The 17257-nt window shown below is 72.2% G+C and carries 16 protein-coding genes; 14 read left to right on the top strand and 2 right to left on the bottom strand.

Features of this window, described 5'->3' with window-relative positions; translation table 11 throughout:
* Positions 1 to 7 precede the first annotated feature (7 nt).
* Genes ACFYX3_RS25685 through ACFYX3_RS25625 form a run of 13 tightly spaced genes read left to right on the top strand, consistent with a single transcriptional unit; the run spans position 8 to position 14342 of the window.
* A complete protein-coding gene (locus ACFYX3_RS25685; RefSeq protein WP_389017687.1) occupies positions 8 to 1549 on the top strand; it encodes a right-handed parallel beta-helix repeat-containing protein in 1542 nt (513 codons plus the stop codon).
* Between the two features lies 1 nt (position 1550).
* On the top strand, positions 1551 to 2819 hold the full coding sequence (locus ACFYX3_RS25680) for an O-antigen ligase domain-containing protein (protein ID WP_389017684.1): 1269 nt from the start codon (positions 1551 to 1553) through the stop codon (positions 2817 to 2819).
* 7 nt (positions 2820 to 2826) lie between these two features.
* On the top strand, positions 2827 to 4038 hold the full coding sequence (locus tag ACFYX3_RS25675; RefSeq protein ID WP_389017681.1) for a glycosyltransferase: 1212 nt from the start codon (positions 2827 to 2829) through the stop codon (positions 4036 to 4038).
* Positions 4035 to 5270, top strand: a complete 1236-nt coding sequence (locus ACFYX3_RS25670) for a class I SAM-dependent methyltransferase (protein ID WP_389017678.1) — start codon at positions 4035 to 4037, stop codon at positions 5268 to 5270. Before ACFYX3_RS25675 ends, ACFYX3_RS25670 begins: the two co-directional genes overlap by 4 nt.
* Positions 5267 to 6061: a glucose-1-phosphate cytidylyltransferase gene (locus ACFYX3_RS25665; protein ID WP_389017675.1), complete on the top strand. Its 795-nt coding sequence runs from the start codon at positions 5267 to 5269 to the stop codon at positions 6059 to 6061. The genes ACFYX3_RS25670 and ACFYX3_RS25665 overlap by 4 nt, the downstream gene beginning before the upstream one ends.
* Positions 6058 to 6705, top strand: coding sequence for a PIG-L deacetylase family protein (locus ACFYX3_RS25660; protein WP_389017672.1), 648 nt, complete (start codon positions 6058 to 6060; stop codon positions 6703 to 6705). The genes ACFYX3_RS25665 and ACFYX3_RS25660 overlap by 4 nt, the downstream gene beginning before the upstream one ends.
* 3 nt (positions 6706 to 6708) lie before the next feature.
* Complete coding sequence (locus ACFYX3_RS25655; protein WP_389017669.1) at positions 6709 to 7734, top strand: NAD-dependent epimerase/dehydratase family protein; 1026 nt, start codon at positions 6709 to 6711, stop codon at positions 7732 to 7734.
* Positions 7731 to 9032, top strand: a complete 1302-nt coding sequence (locus ACFYX3_RS25650) for a DUF4910 domain-containing protein (protein ID WP_389017666.1) — start codon at positions 7731 to 7733, stop codon at positions 9030 to 9032. The genes ACFYX3_RS25655 and ACFYX3_RS25650 overlap by 4 nt, the downstream gene beginning before the upstream one ends.
* Positions 9029 to 10327: a hypothetical protein gene (locus ACFYX3_RS25645; RefSeq protein ID WP_389017663.1), complete on the top strand. Its 1299-nt coding sequence runs from the start codon at positions 9029 to 9031 to the stop codon at positions 10325 to 10327. Before ACFYX3_RS25650 ends, ACFYX3_RS25645 begins: the two co-directional genes overlap by 4 nt.
* Positions 10324 to 11274: a glycosyltransferase family 2 protein gene (locus tag ACFYX3_RS25640; RefSeq protein WP_389017660.1), complete on the top strand. Its 951-nt coding sequence runs from the start codon at positions 10324 to 10326 to the stop codon at positions 11272 to 11274. The genes ACFYX3_RS25645 and ACFYX3_RS25640 overlap by 4 nt, the downstream gene beginning before the upstream one ends.
* Complete coding sequence (locus ACFYX3_RS25635; protein ID WP_389017657.1) at positions 11271 to 12467, top strand: polysaccharide pyruvyl transferase family protein; 1197 nt, start codon at positions 11271 to 11273, stop codon at positions 12465 to 12467. The genes ACFYX3_RS25640 and ACFYX3_RS25635 overlap by 4 nt, the downstream gene beginning before the upstream one ends.
* Entirely contained in the window at positions 12464 to 13015 is a 552-nt protein-coding gene (gene rfbC / locus ACFYX3_RS25630) for a dTDP-4-dehydrorhamnose 3,5-epimerase (RefSeq protein WP_389017654.1), read from the top strand. The genes ACFYX3_RS25635 and rfbC overlap by 4 nt, the downstream gene beginning before the upstream one ends.
* Positions 13016 to 13022: 7 nt before the next feature.
* A complete protein-coding gene (locus ACFYX3_RS25625; protein ID WP_389017652.1) occupies positions 13023 to 14342 on the top strand; it encodes a glutamate-1-semialdehyde 2,1-aminomutase in 1320 nt (439 codons plus the stop codon).
* A gap of 2 nt (positions 14343 to 14344) precedes the next feature.
* Here ACFYX3_RS25625 and ACFYX3_RS25620 read toward each other — a convergent pair whose 3' ends face one another.
* Positions 14345 to 15001, bottom strand: coding sequence for a phosphatase PAP2 family protein (locus ACFYX3_RS25620; protein ID WP_389017649.1), 657 nt, complete (start codon positions 14999 to 15001; stop codon positions 14345 to 14347).
* Positions 15002 to 15272: 271 nt separating this feature from the next.
* Here ACFYX3_RS25620 and ACFYX3_RS25615 point away from each other — a divergent pair, with 271 nt between their 5' ends.
* Positions 15273 to 15881, top strand: a complete 609-nt coding sequence (locus ACFYX3_RS25615) for a LuxR C-terminal-related transcriptional regulator (RefSeq protein ID WP_389017646.1) — start codon at positions 15273 to 15275, stop codon at positions 15879 to 15881.
* A gap of 139 nt (positions 15882 to 16020) precedes the next feature.
* Here the strand turns inward: ACFYX3_RS25615 and ACFYX3_RS25610 are convergent, their stop codons facing one another.
* Positions 16021 to 17256 carry an FAD-dependent oxidoreductase gene (locus ACFYX3_RS25610; protein ID WP_389017643.1) on the bottom strand — a complete coding sequence of 412 codons (1236 nt, stop codon included), beginning with the start codon at positions 17254 to 17256 and terminating at the stop codon, positions 16021 to 16023.
* Position 17257: the final 1 nt, after the last annotated feature.

Genomic DNA, 17257 nt, shown 5'->3' with positions numbered 1-17257 from the left:
GAGGACCTTGGGGATCACGTGGCGGCACCGGGCGGTGCCGGCGGCACTGCTGGCGCTGCTCGTGGCGACCGGCTGCGAGAGCGGCACGCCGGACGCGGGGCCGCAGCCGGACGCACGGCCGAGGGCCACCGCCGCTCCGTCCGCGTCCCCGGCCGTGGCCCGGGTGTGCGCCGGGCCCGCGGCCGGTCCTGCGAAGGCTCCGGCGGGCGCGGTGACGGTCGACCCCGGGGTCGTCGGGGACCTGGCCGCGAAGACCGAGGACAGTCCGCCGCACACCACGTTCTGGCTGCGGCCGGGCCGGCACAGGCTGGACCCGGGCGAGTACGACCAGGTCCTCCCCAAGGAGGGGAACACGTATCTCGGGGCGCCGGGCGCGGTGCTCGACGGCGCGCGGACCAACCACTACGCGTTCGGCGGCACCGCCCGCGACGTCACGATCCGGTACCTGACCGTGCAGGGTTTCACCGCGCCGCAGGACGAGGGCGTGGTCAACCACGACATGGCCGACGGGTGGGTGATCGAGCACGCGACGATCCAGCACAACTCCGGCGCCGGGCTGATGGCCGGTGCCCGTCAGCAGGTCCGCGCCAGCTGCCTGCGCGGCAACGGCCAGTACGGCATGAACGCGTACAAGACAGGTGACTCCGTCAAGGGCCTGGTCGTCGAGGGCAACGAGATCACCGGCAACAACACCGACGACTGGGAGCGGAAGCAGCCGGGCTGCGGCTGCACCGGAGGCATCAAGTTCTGGGCGGTCGACGGCGCCGACATCCGCGGCAACTGGGTGCACGACAACCGCGGAACCGGTCTGTGGGCGGACAACAACAACAACGACTTCCTCTTCGAGGACAACGTCCTCGAAGCCAACGACGGTGCCGCGCTGATGTACGAGACCAGCTACAACGCGGTCATCCGGAACAACACGATCCGGCGGAACAACTGGGTCGAGGGCCGCGCGGCCGCCAAGGACGGCGACGACTTCCCGTACGCGACCGTCTACGTGTCGGAGGCGGGCGGCGAGCCGCGGATCCCCGCCCGCACCGACAGGATCGAGATCTACGGGAACGTGCTCGAGGACAACTGGTCGGGGATCACCCTGTGGGAGAACGCCGACCGGTTCTGCAACAGCCCGGCCAACACCTCGACCGGCTACTGCACCCTGCTGGTGAAGGACACCAAGCGCTGCGCACGGCCCGGGATCGCGACCGCGCCGCTCTACGCGGACTGCCGGTGGAAGACCCAGCGGGTGGACATCCACGGCAACCGCTTCGTCCTCGACAAGTCCGTCCTCGACTGCACGGTCCTGTGCGACCGCATGGCGGTGCTCTCGAACGAGGGCACCTCTCCGGACTGGTCGCCGTACAAGGGCGACCGGGTGGCGCAGGCGATCACCCTCCGGCAGGACAACCGCTGGCACGACAACGTCTACGTCGGGCCGTGGACGTTCGTCGCCCACGACGCCGGCCGGACGCTCGGCTCCGGGCAGTGGCAGGGCACGCCGTACGGGCAGGACGCGGGCAGCACCTTCCGTACGCAGGAAGGTGGTTGAGTTGCGGACGGACACCACGCCGGCGGCCGTCGAGACGGACCCGGACCGCACGCCGAAGACGGTCGGGACGGCCTGGGCGCTCCTCGCCCTCAACGTGCTCGGCTCCGCCGGGGCGAAGACCATCGTCACGCTGCCCCGCTCCCTCATCCAGATGGTCACCATGGGAGCGCTGGTCGGCGCGTTCACGCTGGCGCTCACCACCAACCTCCGGCTGCGGATCCGGCCCAGCGCCTTCGTGTTCCTGCTGACCCTGCTGCTCGTGCCGAGCCTGATCTCCAGCGTGGACGTCGGGGCAGGCGCGCTGTTCCGGTGCGCGCGCCTCGCGCTGTTCGTCGGCACGCTGTGGCTGCTCAGCCGCTGGTGGGACGGCAGCCTGAAGTTCATCCGGTACCACATCCGGATGTACTTCGCGGTGCTCGTCCTGGTGGCCGCCGGTCTGGTCATCTCGCCGGGCACGGCCATGCCCGAGTACTACGGCGGGCGTCTCGTGGGCGCGTTGTGGCCACTGACGCCGCCGCAGATCGGGCAGTACTCCGCGGTGGTCATCGGGCTCTCCGTGCTGCTCCTGGTCGGCCGCCGGACCACGCCGGCCGGGGCGGCGGTGGTCATCGTGCCGTCGTTCGTGCTGCTCGCGATGACCCACACCCGGACGGCGACGCTCGGCATGATCATCGGTCTGGTCCTGGCGATCGGCTCCCTCATCCTGACCAGCGCCGCCGCGCGCAAGTTCTTCGGCTGGACGGTGCTGTGCGCCGCGGTGGGAGCGGTGGTGTTCGGCTCCGCGCTGCGGACCTGGTTCCTGCGCGGGCAGAGCCAGGAGAACTTCTCCAACCTCACCGGCCGGGCCAAGGTCTGGGACTCCCTCCTCTCGGCACCCCGGACGACCGGGGACACCGTCTTCGGCCTGGGCCTGGGCGACAAGTCGTGGGACGGGCTGCCGATCGACAACAGCTGGCTGGCCGTCTACAACGAGCAGGGACTGCTCGGCGTCGCCATCGTGGCGGCGTTCCTCCTCTCGCTCGGCGGCATCGCGCTGCTGCGGCCGCCGTCGCTGTCGAGGGCCTGCGCGATCTTCCTGATCGGCTACTGCGCGATCTCCTCGTACACCGAGGTCGGTCTCGGCGACGCCTCGGCGTATCTGCTGCATCTGGCCCTGGCCGCCTCGCTGCTCGCGGCGCCCGCCCCGGCCGAGCCCCTCCCGATGCCCGAGCTTCCTCGGCAGAGGTCCGACATTCCCCGCATACGTGTCCCGCGATGGGCCCGGAGGTGATCTGAGCATGCATGTACTGGTCGTGCACAACCGCTACTCGTCGGCGCAGCCGAGCGGGGAGAACAGGGTCGTCGACGAGGAGGTGGGGCTGCTGCGCGCGGCCGGCCACCGGGTCGAGCTGTTCGAGCGGCGCAGTGACGACATCGCGGGACGTTCCCTCCTCGGCAAGGCCGCGGTGCCGCTCCTCGTGCCGTGGAACCCCGCGGTCCGTACGGAGCTGGCGGCGAGGCTCCGCGCCGACCGGCCGGACGTGGTGCACGTCCACAACGTCTTCCCGCTGCTCTCCCCCGCGGTCATCACCGCGTGCGCCGACGCGGGCGTGCCCGTCGTCGCCACGCTGCACAACTACACCCAGGTCTGCCCGCCCGGCACGCTGCACCGGGACGGCAGGCCGTGCACCGAGTGCGTCGGGTCGGTGACGTCGCTGCCCGCCGTCCGGCACGGCTGCTACCGGAACTCGCGGCTCGCGACGGTGCCGCTCGCGGTCAGCCTGGCGGTCAACCGGCGGCGGTGGTGGTCGGGCGTGGAGCGGTTCCTCTGCATCTCCGCGGCGCAGCGCGACCTCCTGGTGAGCTCGGGCATGCCGGCCGAACGCCTCACGGTGAAGCACAACTTCGTGCCGGATCCGGGCACCGTCCGCACGGGCGCGGGCGAGCACGTGCTCTTCCTGGGCCGGCTGGCCGAGCCCAAGGGCGTACGACTGCTCATGGCCGCGTGGGACGCGCTGGCGGCGGACGGCGGTGTGGGCGTGCCGCTGGTGATCGCCGGCGCGGGGCCGATGGAGCCGGAGGTGACGGCCTGGGCGGCGGGCCGGGACGACGTGCGGTACGCCGGCCTGTACGACCCGGCCCAGTGCCGGGAGGCCGTCGCGCGGTCGGTCGCCGTGGTGGCTCCCTCGATGGCGAGGGAGACGTTCGGCCTGGTGGTCGCCGAGGCGATGGCGACCGGGGTCCCCGCCGTCGCCGCCGCTCACGGCGGCTTCGTCGAACTCGTCGACGAGGGGGTGACGGGGCTGCTGCACCGACCGGGCGAGGCCGCCTCGCTCGCCGCCTGCCTGCGGCGGGTCACGGACGGGCCGGACCGGAACCGGGAGATGGGCCGTGCGGCCCGGCGCCGTTACGAGCAGCTCTTCAGCCCGTCCGTCGGGCTGGAGCGTCTGGTGGAGGAGTACCGCACCGCGATCGCGGGTCGGACGGAATCAATGGGGGGCAGTAAATGACACGATGCCGACTCTGCGGCTCGGCGACGCTGGCGAGCGTCGTCGATCTGGGGGCGACGCCACCGTGCGAGAGCTTTCTCGCCGCGGACCAGCTGGACCGGCCGGAGCCCGCGTACCCGCTGCACCTGCGGGTCTGCACCGACTGCTGGCTGGCGCAGATCCCGCCGCTGATCACGCCGGAGGAGACGTTCAAGGAGTACGCGTACTTCTCCTCGTACTCGACGTCCTGGGTGGAGCACGCGCGGACGTTCGTCACGGACGCCGTGGAGCGGCTCGGCCTCGGCGGCGACTCGTTCGTGGTCGAGGTCGCGAGCAACGACGGCTACCTGCTGAAGCACGTGGTGGACCGCGGGATCCGCTGCCTCGGCGTCGAGCCCTCGGTGAACGTCGGCGCCGCCGCGCGGGAGGCGGGCGTGCCCACGGTCACGGAGTTCCTGAGCCCGGACACCGGCGCGGCCGTCCGCGCGGAGCACGGCCCGGCGGACCTGGTCGTGGCCAACAACGTGTACGCGCACATCCCCGACGTCGTCGGCTTCACCCAGGGGCTGCGGGCCCTCGTCGCGGACGACGGCTGGGTCTCCGTCGAGGTGCAGCACCTGCTGACCCTGATCGAGGAGAACCAGTACGACACGATCTACCACGAGCACTTCCAGTACTACACGGTCGCGTCCGCGATCCGCGCGCTCGCGAGCGGCGGACTCACGCTGGTGGACGTCGAGCTGCTGCCGACGCACGGCGGCTCCATCCGGCTGTGGGCCCGGCCTGCGGCGGTGGCCGGGGAGCCGAGCGGTCGTGTGGCCGAGGTGCTCGACCGGGAGAAGGCGGCCGGGCTCCAGGAGCTGTCCGGGTACACCGAGTTCTCCGACCGGGTGGCGAAGGTGCGGCGGGACCTGCTGCGGTTCCTCATCGAGGCGGCCGACCGGGGCGAGACGGTCGTCGGCTACGGCGCCCCCGGCAAGGGCAACACCCTGCTCAACCACTGCGGCATCCGGCCCGACCTCCTCGCGTACACGGTCGACCGGAACCCGTACAAGCACGGCAGGTTCACCCCGGGCACCCGCATCCCGATCCTGCCGCCCGAGCGGATCGCCGAGGACCGGCCGGACTACGTCCTCGTCCTCCCGTGGAACCTGCGGGCCGAGCTGGTCGAGCAGCTGTCCTTCGTGCACGAGTGGGGCGGCCGCCTTGTCTTCCCCATCCCGGAACTGAGCATTGTCGAGGTGGAGCGATGAAGGTCGTACTGTTCTGCGGCGGTTACGGGATGCGGATGCGCAACGGGACCTCCGACGACGTGCCCAAGCCGATGGCGATGGTCGGCCCGAGGCCGTTGATCTGGCACGTCATGCGCTACTACGCGCACTTCGGGCACACGGAGTTCATCCTCTGCCTCGGTTACGGGGCCCACCACATCAAGGACTTCTTCCTCAACTACGAGGAGACGACGTCCAACGACTTCGTCCTGCGCGGCGGGCGGACCGAGCTGCTGTCCACCGACATATCCGACTGGACGATCACGTTCGCGCAGACCGGCATCGAGTCGCCGATCGGCGAGCGGCTGCGCCGGGTCCGGCACCACCTGGACGGCGACGAGATGTTCCTCGCCAACTACGCCGACGTGCTCACCGACGCGCCGCTCGACGAGATGATCGACCGGTTCTCCCAGCGGGACGCCGGCGCGTCGATGATGGTGGTGCCGCCGCAGTCCTCGTTCCACTGCGTGGAGCTCGGCGAGGACAACCTGGTCGGGGGCATCACCGCGGTGAGCGATCTGCCGCTGTGGGAGAACGGCGGCTACTTCGTGCTCCGCCAGGAGGTCTTCGACCACATACCCGAGAACGGCGACCTGGTCGCCGACGGGTGCGCGGGCCTGGCCAAGGAGGGCCGCCTGGTGGCGCACCAGCACCGCGGCTTCTGGAAGCCGACCGACACCGTGAAGGAGCGGGCCGCGCTCGACGAGGCCTACGCGCGGGGCGACCGGCCGTGGGCCGTGTGGGAGCGGGACGACGCCGGGGTGAGCGCGTGATCCGGCTCGGGACCGGGCGTCTGGACCGGATCGTCGCGGTCGGCGCGCACTGCGACGACATCGCCATCGGCGCCGGCGGCACGCTCCTGACGCTGTGCCTCGCGCGGCCGGGCATCCGCGTCGACGCGCTGGTGCTCTCCGGCGGCGGCACCGAGCGCGAGCAGGAGGAGCGGGCCGCGCTCGCCGCCTTCTGCCCGGGCGCCGACCTGCGCCTCACCGTGCTCAAGCTGCCGGACGGCCGGATGCCCGCGCACTGGGAGGAGGCCAAGTCCGCCGTCGAGGAGCTGCGCGGGCGGACCGAGCCGGACCTGGTCCTGGCCCCGCGGACCGAGGACGCCCACCAGGACCACCGCGGCCTTGCGCAGCTGATCCCCACCGCGTTCCGCGACCACCTCGTGCTCGGCTACGAGATCGTCAAGTGGGACGCCGACCTCGGCCGGCCGGTGGCGTACCAGCCGCTGTCACCGGAGATCGCCGAACAGAAGGTGCGGCTGCTGCAGGAGCACTACCCCTCGCAGCGGCACCGCCCCTGGTACGACCGGGAGGCCTTCCTCGGCCTGGCCCGGATCCGGGGCATCGAAAGCCAGACGCGCTACGCCGAGGCGTTCGCCGTCACCAAACTCACTCTCGACCTGGGGGAATGAACCTTGCGCGTACTGCTGACCGGACACCAGGGCTACCTGGGCACCGTGATGGCCCCGGTCCTCACGGCCGCCGGACACGAAGTCGTCGGCCTCGACGCCGGTCTGTTCGCCGACTGCGTCCTCGGCCCGCAGCCCGCGGACCCGCAGGGGGCCCGCGTGGACCTGCGCGATGTCACGGCCGAGCACGTGGCCGGGGTGGACGCCGTGATCCACCTGGCCGCGCTGTCCAACGACCCGCTGGGTTCGCTGGCACCGGAGCTCACCTACGACATCAACCACCACGCGTCCGTACGCCTCGCCCGGCTGGCCCGCGAAGCCGGGGTGCGGCGCTTCCTGTACGCGTCGACGTGCTCGGTGTACGGCGCCGCCGGCGGTGACGATCTGGTGGCGGAGGACGCGCCGCTGCGCCCGGTGACGCCGTACGCGGAGTCCAAGGTGCGGGTGGAGGACGACCTGCACGAGCTGGCCGACGGCGACTTCAGCCCGGTGTACATGCGCAACGCCACCGCCTTCGGCTACTCGCCTCGGCTGCGCGCCGACATCGTCCTCAACAACCTGGTGGGCCACGCGCTCCTGTCCGGCGAGGTCCTCGTGCTCTCCGACGGCACCCCGTGGCGCCCGCTGGTGCACGCCGCCGACATCGCGCGGGCCTTCACTGCCGCGCTCGACGCGCCCCGGGAGGCGGTGCACGACCGGGCGTTCAACATCGGCAGCGAGGTCAACAACGTCACGGTCGCCGAGATCGCCGAACAGGTCGCGGAGGCGGTCGAGGGCGCCAAGGTGCGGATCACCGGCGAGAACGGCGCCGACCCCCGCTCGTACCGGGTGGACTTCTCCCGGTTCCGCGACGCGATCCCCGGCTTCGACTGCGAGTGGACGGTGAAGCAGGGCTCGCTCGAACTCGCCGACGCCTACCGGAAGCACGGGCTGACCAAGGAGGCCTTCGAGCAGCGCTTCACCCGCCTCGCCGTGCTGCGCGCGGCGTCCGAGAACGGCACGGTCGACGACACCCTGCGGTGGCGCCGATGACCGCGACCGATGAGGCACAGCCGGTCACCGCGACCGGTGAGGACATGCACAAGCTGGTGGAGCGGATGTACCCGCTCTGCCGGAGCATCACCGGCGACGGCGTGCGCGCCACCCTGGACATCGTCGGCGAGTACATCCCGCTCCAGGTGCACGAGGTGCCGACCGGGACGCAGGTCCTCGACTGGACGGTGCCGCAGGAGTGGAACATCCGGGACGCGTACGTCGCCGACGCCACCGGCAGGCGGGTCGTCGACTTCGCCGCGTCCAGCCTGCACGTGCTCGGCTACAGCGTGCCGGTGTCGGCGACCATGCCGCTGTCCGAGCTGCGCTCCCACCTGCACACCCTGCCGGAGCACCCGTCCTGGGTGCCGTACCGCACCAGCTACTACAAGCCGGAGTGGGGGTTCTGCCTGGCCCAGGAGACCCTGGACGCGCTGCCGGAGGGCGACTACGAGGTGCGCGTGGACTCCACGCTCGCCGACGGTCACCTCACCTACGCCGAGCACGTGGTCCCCGGGCAGGTCGAGGACGAGGTGATCGTCTCCTGCCACGTCTGCCACCCGTCGCTGGCCAACGACAACCTGGCCGGCATCGCGGTGGCGACGTTCCTGGCGCGGGAGCTCGCGGAGCGGACGCCGTACTACACGTACCGCTTCCTGTTCGCGCCCGGCACGATCGGGGCGATCACCTGGCTGGCCCGCAACAGGGAGCGGGTGGAGAAGGTCAAGCACGGGTTGGTCCTGGCGTGCGCGGGCGACCCGGGCTCGCTGACGTACAAGCGGAGCAGGCGCGGGGACGCGGAGATCGACCGGGTGCTGCGGCACGTCCTGGAGACCTCCGAACGCCCGCACCGGATCAACGAGTTCACTCCGTACGGCTACGACGAGCGGCAGTTCTGCTCCCCCGGGTTCGACCTCGGCGTGGGCTCGCTCACCCGGACCCCGTACGCGGGCTATCCCGAGTACCACACGTCGGCGGACGACCTGGACTTCGTCTCCCCGGAGGCGATGGCGGACACGCTCGCCGTCTGCCGCGAGGCGTTCGCCCTCCTCGACCGCAACCGGCGGTACGTCAACCTCAGCCCGTACGGCGAGCCGCAGTTGGGCAAGCGCGGTCTGTACGAGGCACTGGGCGGGCGCAGCGACACCAAGCAGGCCCAGATGGCGATGCTGTGGGTGCTCAACCTCTCCGACGGCGGGCACAGCCTGCTCGACGTCGCCGAGCGGTCCGGGCTGCCGTTCGACACCGTCGCCGCCGCCGCCGACGCCCTGCGGGGCGCCGGGCTGATCGAGGCATGACGCCGGTGACCACCGAGGAGGAGAAGACGACGGCGCCGGCCGGGTCCGCCCGGCGGGCCGTCGTCGGCCGCCTGTCCTGGGGACTGGCCGACCAGGCGGCCTCCAGCATGAGCAACTTCGCGGTGGGTATCTATGTGGCGCGCTCGCTCGGGCCGACCGCGTTCGGCGTGTTCAGCCTGGCCTGGGTGACGTACGGCGTGGTGCTCGGCGCCTCCCGCGGTCTTGCCACCGACCCGCTGGTGGTGCGGTTCAGCGCCGTGCCCGAGGCGTCCTGGCGCGCGGCGGTGGCCCGGTCGTCGGGCGCCGCGCTCGGCCTCGGTGCCGCCGTCGGCGCGGTGTGCCTCCTCGTCGGGCTCGCGCTCGGCGGCAGCGTGGGTCCCGCGTTCGCCTGCCTGGGCGTCGTCCTGCCGGGGCTGCTGCTGCAGGACGCCTGGCGGTTCGCCTTCTTCGCGGCCGGCGCCGGGAAGAAGGCGTTCCTCAACGACCTCGTGTGGGGCGTCGCGCTCGTCCCCGCGATGGTCGTGGCGGCGCACGTGGGCAGCGTGGCCGCCTTCGTGCTCGCCTGGGGCGGGTCCGCGGCGGTCGCCGCGGGCTACGGCTCCCTCCAGTCCGGCATCCGTCCCCGCCTCGCGCGGGCCCGCGGGTGGCTCCGCGAGCAGCGCGATCTCGGCTACCGGTACCTCGTCGAGAACAGCAGCCTCAGCGGCGCGGGCCAGCTGCGGGCGTACGGACTCGGCGCGATCGCCGGGGTCGGCGCGGTGGGCGCCGTCCGGGGCGCGGAGCTCCTGCAGGGCCCGTTCCTCGCCCTGCTCATGGGCCTGTCCCTCGTCACCGTCGCCGAGGCCGCGCGGGTGCTGCGGCAGGCCCCGGACCGGCTCGGCCGGTTCTGCCTGCTGCTCGGCGGCGGGCAGGCCGTCGCCGCGCTGCTCTGGGGCGCGGCGCTGCTCCTCGTACCGGACGGGCTCGGCGAGCTCGTGCTCGGCGATGTCTGGCACTCCGCCTCGGAGCTCATCGTGCCGGCCACGCTCAGTGTCGCGGGTGCCGGCCTCGGCACCGGCGCTGCGGCCGGGCTGCGCGCGCTCGGCGCGGCCCGGCGCAGCCTGCGCGCCCAGCTCTTCGCCTCCGTCTGCTACGCCGGCGGCGGGCTCGGCGGCGCGGCCGTGGCCGGCACGGTCGGCTCGGCCTGGGGCGTCGCCGCCGCGACCGTCGGCAGCTCGGCCGTGTGGTGGCTGCACCTGCGCGCCGGCCGGCGCGAGCACCACCTGAACTCGATCCCCGAAGTGAGGACCTCATGACCGCCCGACCCAGGCTGACCATCGGCCTGCCCGTGTACAACGGCGAGGAGTACCTCGCCGAATCGCTCGACGCCCTCCTCGGCCAGACCTACGGGGACTTCGAGCTGGTCATCTCCGACAACGCCTCGACCGACGGGACCCAGGACATCTGCCGCACGTACGCGGAGAAGGACGCGCGCATCCGGTACATCCGGCTGCCCCGGAACGTCGGCGCGACGCCGAACCACAACCGTGTGTTCGCCGAGTGCCGCACCGAACTGTTCAAGTGGGCCTCGCACGACGACCTGTACGCCCGGGACCTCCTCAAGCGCTGCGTGGAGGCGCTCGACGAGCGGCCGGACGTGATCCTCGCCCACGCCGACCAGGCGGTCATCGACGAGGACGGCCAGGTGAAGGTCCCGTACGAGTACAAGCTCGCCACCGGCTCCCCGAAGGCGCCGGTGCGTTTCCGCAGCATGCTGTTCGAGCCGGGCGGCGACGACTTCTACGGGGTGATCCGGGCCGATGTGCTGCGCCGGGTGAAGCCGCTCGACAGCTACCACCACGCGGACCGCACGTTCGTCTCCGAGATCGGCCTGCACGGAGCCTTCCACCAGGTGCCGGAGCTGCTGTACTTCCGCCGCGACCACCCCACCCGCGCCGAGCGGGCCAACCCCTCCAAGCGCTCCCGGTGCGTCAACCTGGACCCGCGCCGGGCGGGCCGGCTGCACCCGACGCCCCGGCTGCTCGCCGAGTACGTCTGGGGCTTCGTCTCGGCGATCCAGCGGGCGCCGCTGTCCGCCGCCGACCGGCGCGCCTGCTACCGCCACCTGGCCGAGTGGGCGTCCAGCCGGGCCCGTCCGGGCGGCGCGGGCGAGCGGGTCGAGGACCGGGCGCCGGTCGACCCGGCACTGCTCGCCGTCTCGGTCGACGCGCTGGTGGCGGGGCGTGAAGGACGGCGGCCGTGACGCCGGTACGAGTCGGGGTCTTCGGCCTGCTCGGCTCCGGGAACCTCGGCAACGACGGATCGCTCGAAGCCGTCCTCGGCCACCTCCGCGCGGAACACCCGGAAGCGGTCGTCGACGCGCTCTGCGGCGGCCCCGAGGCGGTGACGGCCCGGTTCGGGATCCCCGCGACGCGACTGCACTGGTACCGCGGGGAGTACCGCACCGCCTCGCGAGCGGGCGCGGTCGCGGGCAAGGGCCTGGGCAAGCTCGTCGACGTCTTCCGCACGGCCGCCTGGGTGCGGAGGCACGACGTGGTGATCGTCCCGGGCATGGGCGTCCTGGAGGCCACGCTGCCGCTGCGGCCGTGGGGCTTCCCGTACGCGCTGTTCCTGCTCTGTGCCTCCGGCCGTCTGGTCGGCACCCCGGTCGCGCTGGTCGGCGTCGGTGCCGCGACGATCCGCAACCGGCCGACCCGGGCCCTGGTGCGCTGGTCGGCACGGCTCGCCGCGTACCGCTCGTACCGGGACGCCCAGTCCCGTGACGCCATGCGGGCGATGGGCGTGGACACGGCGCGCGACGAGGTCCACCCGGACCTCGCGTTCGCCCTGCCGACGCCGCCGGGCGGGCCCTCGGGGTCGCCGGGCCCGGTCTGCGTGGGCGTCATGGCCTTCCACGGGGGCAACGACGACCGGGCCCGGGCGGAGGAGATCCATCGGCGCTATCTGGACGGGACGACCCGCTTCGTCCGCGCGCTGGTCGAGGACGGCAGGCAGGTGCGGCTGCTCACGGGCGACGAGGTCGACAGGCCGGTGGTCGCGTCGATCCTCGACGCGGTGGACTCGCCGCTGCTCACCGCGGCCGAGACGTCCTCGCTGGCCGATCTGATGAAGGAGATGGCGGCCGCGGACAGTGTGGTGGCGATCCGCTACCACAACCTGATCTGCGCGCTGAAGACCGGAACTCCGGTGCTCGCGGTCACCTACGCGGCGAAGAGCGACGCGCTCATGGCCGGGATGGGCCTCGGCGAGTACTGCCACCCGGCACGCGAACTGGACGCGGACCGTCTGCTGGACCAGTTCCGCTCCCTGGAGAAGCGATCGCCCGAACTACGGCAGACGCTCACCGACCGGAACAAGGCAGCGGCAGAGCAACTGACAGCCCATTTCACCACCTTGACGACGACCCTGTTCCCCGCACACCGGAAGGCCACATGAAAGCGACCGAAGTCCCGGAGATCGCCGGCGCGTACCTGTTCGAGCCGACGCCGTACGCCGACGAGCGCGGCTTCTTCAGCCGCACCTTCGACGTGGACGTGGTCCGCTCGGTGGGCCTCGACCCGTACGCCTTCGTCCAGGACAGCCTGTCCCGCTCGGTCCGCGGGGTCCTGCGCGGCCTGCACCTGCGCTCCGGCGAGGGCGAGGCGAAGCTGGTGCGCTGCTCGTACGGACGCATCTTCGACGTCGTGGTGGACCTGCGCCCGGACTCCCCGACGTACCGCAACGTGGCCACCTTCCACCTCTCCGACGAGACGCAGACGACCCTGTACATCCCGGCGGGGTGCGCGCACGGCTTCCAGGCACTGACGGAGACCGCGGACACCTCGTACCGGATAGACCGCCCGCACGACCCCACCGAGGACGTGACGATCGCCTTCGACGACCCGGAACTCGCCATCCCCTGGCCTCTCCCGGCCACGTCGATGTCCCAGCGGGACCGGGAGGCACCGAGCCTCGCCGAAGTCCTGAAGCACCAAGAGAAGTGAGGTCGGCGTGAACACCGAAGAGTTCGAACTCCCCAGGTCACGGGAGGCGAACGAGCGCCTGCACACCCTGATCCCCGGGGGCGCGCACACCTATGCCAAGGGCGACGACCAGTACCCCGAGCACCTGGCCCCGGTCATCAGCCACGGCCGGGGCGCCCATGTGTGGGACGTCGACGGCAACCGCTACATCGAGTACGGCTCCGGCCTGCGGTCGGTCAGCCTCGGCCACGCCCACCCGCGCGTGGTGGAGGCGGCGCGGCGGGAACTGGACCGCGGCAGCAACTTCGTCCGCCCGTCGATCCTGGAAGTCGAGGCGGCGGAACGCTTCCTGGCCACCGTGCCGACCGCGGAGATGGTGAAGTTCGCGAAGAACGGCTCGGACGCCACGACGGCGGCGGTACGCCTGGCGCGCGCGGTCACGGGCCGCGCGAGGGTGGCGCTCTGCGCGGACCACCCCTTCTTCTCCGTGGACGACTGGTTCATAGGCACGACACCGATGGCGGCGGGAATCCCGCCCACGGACCTGACCCTGAAGTTCCCGTACGGAGACCTGAAGGCCACGGAAGAGCTGCTCGCTCGACACGGGGACGACATAGCCTGCCTGATCCTGGAACCGGCCACCCAGACGGAGCCGCCGCAGGGCTACCTGGCGGGCCTCAGGGACCTGGCCGACAGACACGGCTGCGTCCTGATCTTCGACGAGATGATCACCGGCTTCCGCTGGTCCGAGGCGGGCGCGCAGGGCCTGTACGGCGTGGTCCCGGACCTCTCGACGTTCGGCAAGGCGCTGGGCAACGGCTTCGCGGTCTCGGCACTGGCCGGCCGCCGAGACCTGATGGAACGAGGAGGCCTGCGCCACTCGGACGACCGGGTCTTCCTCCTCTCCACCACGCACGGCGCGGAGACGCACTCCCTGGCGGCGGCGATGGCGGTCCAGGCCACGTACACGGAGGAAGGCATCACGGCCCGACTGCACGCCCTGGGCGAGCGCTTGGCGGCAGGCGTCCGTGCGGCGGCAACGGCGATGGGCGTAGGAGACCACGTAGTCGTACGGGGCAGGCCGAGCAACCTGGTCTTCGCCACGCTCGACGAGAACGGGCAGCCGTCACAGGAGTACCGCACCCTGTTCCTGCACCGGCTGCTCGCGGGCGGGGTGCTGGCCCCGTCGTTCGTGGTGAGCAGCGCGCTGACCGAGGAGGACATCGACCGCACGATCGAGGCGGTGTCCGAGGCGTGCGCGGTGTACCGAAAGGCCCTGGACGCCGGGGACCCCACCGCCTGGCTGGCAGGGAGACCGGTGAAGCCGGTGTTCCGCCGCCGGGCGTAAGGTCACCGCCGACCGTCAGCGACCCGATCGACGCCCCAGGCGACCACCGGTACCACCGCCACCGCGGTGCACCAGCCGCCGACGACGTCGGTCGGGTAGTGCGCACCGAGCACGACCTGCGCCCAGCCCATGACGGCGGCGGCGAGGAGCGTCGAGGCAAGCACGAGTGGCACCCCCACGGTCCTGCCGACCCGGAGCCACCCGGCGACGAGCAACGCCACCACCAGGGCGAACGACGTGAAGAAGGCGGTGTGCCCGCTGGGGAACGACAGGTTGTCACCGTGAATGGTGCGCCCCACGAGGGACTTGAGCACCTTGGCCACCCCGACGGTCACCCCGACCCCGAGCACGACGAGCACCGCGGCACGGGGCCGCCGCAGGAGCAGGCAGCCCACCACAGTGGCCCCGACGAGCAGGGGCGCTCCGACGGGCTCGCCCAGGAAATCCATGGCCTGGGCGACGTACAGCCAGGGCGGCGCGGCCCCGTTCACCACGGCCCAGACCCGCAGGTCCACGACACCGGGCCGGCTGTCCCCGGCGAAGAGAACCCCGAGCCCGAACAGCACCACCGCGCCGAGGCCGGCGATCCCCCCGAGCCACGGACGCAGCGCACCGGGCAACACGGCACGACCCCCCACTTGCACTCCCCGCTCCCCCATGCCCCCCCGATACCGCGCGCCCGCGCCCCTCCGCGTGTCCGATGCCCCGCTAGCCCCCTCACCGTCCGCGCCGGACCGAACCGCCTCGGTTACACGTCCGGCCCGCCTCGACGGCCTTACGGCGCTGTGCGCTTGGACTTTCTGTCTTTCCTCGAACACTTCACCGGTCCACCCATTATCTTCATATCCGCATCGAGCGGCCGCAGGCGCCACCACAGTGGCGCGTCGGCCCTTCGATGTGTCGCTTCAGCGTGCCTCGGGGGGAACTGCCGTGAGTATCCGCATCGTCGTGGCTGGAAGATACGCCTTGTCCGTTGAGATCCTGGCGAAGCACCTGGACACTCTGCCCGACTTCTCCGTGGTCGGGGCCGCGAAGCAACACATTGATCTTCTGCCGGTGGTGGCGCGCTTAGAACCGGCCGTCGCGGTTGTCGAGACGGGCACCGTCGACGAGGACGTGCTCGCCATCCTGACCCAACTGCGCACGATGCAGCCGCAGTGCGGAGTGGCCCTGATCTCCAGTCAGCCCTCTCTCACCTTCACCGACCAGGCGATCCGGGCCGGCGTACTGAGCGTGGTGTCCCTGCAGGCCGAACTGACGTACCTGATCGGAGCCATCCGCGGGGCCGCGGTGGGCTGTCTGACCATGGACCCCGGCCTCTTCAGCTCCCAGCCGCTGTCACTCCACTGCCCGCTGAGCGTCCGGGAGGCCGATGTGCTCCGACTGACCGCCTCGGGCGCCTCGCTCAAGGAGATCGCCCGGGATCTGTACCTGGCGGTCGGCACGGTACGGAACCTGGCGTCGACCTCCATCCGGAAACTCCAGGCCCGCAATCGCTTCGACGCGGCCCGCATCGCCTCCGAACAGCGCTGGCTGTGAGCCCGGACGGGGCGGCGCCGCCCGCTCGGCCGGGGACCACCCCGGCTTCGCCGCTCCCTTTCCCGGCCTTCCTCGGCTTTCCCCTCTCCCATGGCAGCGCAGGCCCTGTCGGCCGGTCTCGCGGCCCTGGCGATGTCCGTCATACCGCCGCCGCGACGGCCTCCGCATCGTGCCCGTAGAGCCAGCCCATGGCCCTCAGCCCCGCCAGACCGTGCGGATCCGCAGCGTCGGCGGCCTGGCGGGATTCGTCCGGCCTCGGATGGTTCCGCATGTGCAGAAACCGCGTGCTCTGCCGCGCACCGCGCTGAATCAGCGCGGTGCGCGGCAGACGCAGTTCCTGGTAACGCCGCAACGCTTCCGGCACGCCCCCCTCAGCGGTCCGGCCCAGGCATACGGCCAGGGTCACCGCGTCCTCGATCGCCTGGTTCGCCCCCTGGGCCAGGAAGGGCAGCATGGGATGGGCCGCGTCGCCGAGGAGTGCCACCCGGGAGGTCACCCAGCCGGCCAGGCTCTCCCGGTCGTACAGAGGCCAGCGGCGTACCACGTCGGCGGAGCCGATGAGCCGGGTGACCGCCGGGTTCCAGCCGCGGTAGGCGGCGGCGAGCTCGGCCGGGTCGCCCTCGGCGGTCCAGGACTCCTCCCCCGCCGTGCCCGCGGGCACGGTGGCGGTGAAGCTGATCTCCCGTCCCCCGGAGACCGGATAGCACACCAGATGGCGCCCGGGCCCGGGCCAGACGCGGACCTCCGGTTCGTCGGCCGCCCACGGCAGCCGTCCGGCCGGGACCAGCCCCCGGTAGACGCTGCTGCCGGAGAACACCGGCTCGTCACCGGCGAGCCAGGCGCGGACCACGGAGTGCACCCCGTCCGCGCCGATCACCACGCCCGCCCGGTGCCGGGCGCCGGAGGCGAAGCCGAGGTCCACCCCTTCGGGGTCCTCCGTCAGGTCCGTCAGCCGGTGCCCCGTCCGCACCCGTCCGCCGCCGACCGCTTCCCACAGCACACGGTGCAGCTGGGCCCGGTGGACCGTGTAGTAGGGCGCGCCGTAACCGCGCCGGCAGGCGGCGCCCAGCGCGGTGGTGCCGAACGGCCGGTCGTCGTCCCAGCCGCGCATCCTCAGCGCACGGGGCAGGACCGCGACCGCGCGGAGCGCCTCGGCGACGCCCAGCCGGTGCAGCAGCCTGGTGGCGTTGGGCGCGAGCTGGAGCCCGGCTCCCACCTCGGCCGGTTCCGGGCTCCGTTCGAAGACGGTGCAGTCCACCCCTTCCCGCCGGAGGGCGAGCGCCAGGGTCAGCCCCGCGATGCCGCCGCCGATCACCGCCACGGCGGACTCGTGGTCCGGGGTGGCGGTGGCCGGTGTCTGCGGACCGTGCGTCATG

Source organism: Streptomyces sp. NPDC002463, from assembly GCF_042889835.1.
GTDB lineage: Bacteria > Actinomycetota > Actinomycetes > Streptomycetales > Streptomycetaceae > Streptomyces > Streptomyces nymphaeiformis.
Note: the sequence above shows the minus strand (reverse complement) of the source record. Positions and strands in the feature narration are given on the sequence as shown.

What these genes read in the sequence shown, in the direction of transcription:
- ACFYX3_RS25675 (WP_389017681.1), top strand. Translation starts at nt 2,827, where the DNA reads ATGCATGTACTGGTCGTGCACAACCGCTACTCGTCGGCGCAGCCGAGC.
- ACFYX3_RS25670 (WP_389017678.1), top strand. Translation starts at nt 4,035, where the DNA reads ATGACACGATGCCGACTCTGCGGCTCGGCGACGCTGGCGAGCGTCGTC.
- ACFYX3_RS25665 (WP_389017675.1), top strand. Translation starts at nt 5,267, where the DNA reads ATGAAGGTCGTACTGTTCTGCGGCGGTTACGGGATGCGGATGCGCAAC.
- ACFYX3_RS25650 (WP_389017666.1), top strand. Translation starts at nt 7,731, where the DNA reads ATGACCGCGACCGATGAGGCACAGCCGGTCACCGCGACCGGTGAGGAC.
- ACFYX3_RS25645 (WP_389017663.1), top strand. Translation starts at nt 9,029, where the DNA reads ATGACGCCGGTGACCACCGAGGAGGAGAAGACGACGGCGCCGGCCGGG.
- ACFYX3_RS25640 (WP_389017660.1), top strand. Translation starts at nt 10,324, where the DNA reads ATGACCGCCCGACCCAGGCTGACCATCGGCCTGCCCGTGTACAACGGC.
- rfbC (WP_389017654.1), top strand. Translation starts at nt 12,464, where the DNA reads ATGAAAGCGACCGAAGTCCCGGAGATCGCCGGCGCGTACCTGTTCGAG.
- ACFYX3_RS25620 (WP_389017649.1), bottom strand. Translation starts at nt 15,001, where the DNA reads ATGGGGGAGCGGGGAGTGCAAGTGGGGGGTCGTGCCGTGTTGCCCGGT.
- ACFYX3_RS25610 (WP_389017643.1), bottom strand. Translation starts at nt 17,256, where the DNA reads ATGACGCACGGTCCGCAGACACCGGCCACCGCCACCCCGGACCACGAG.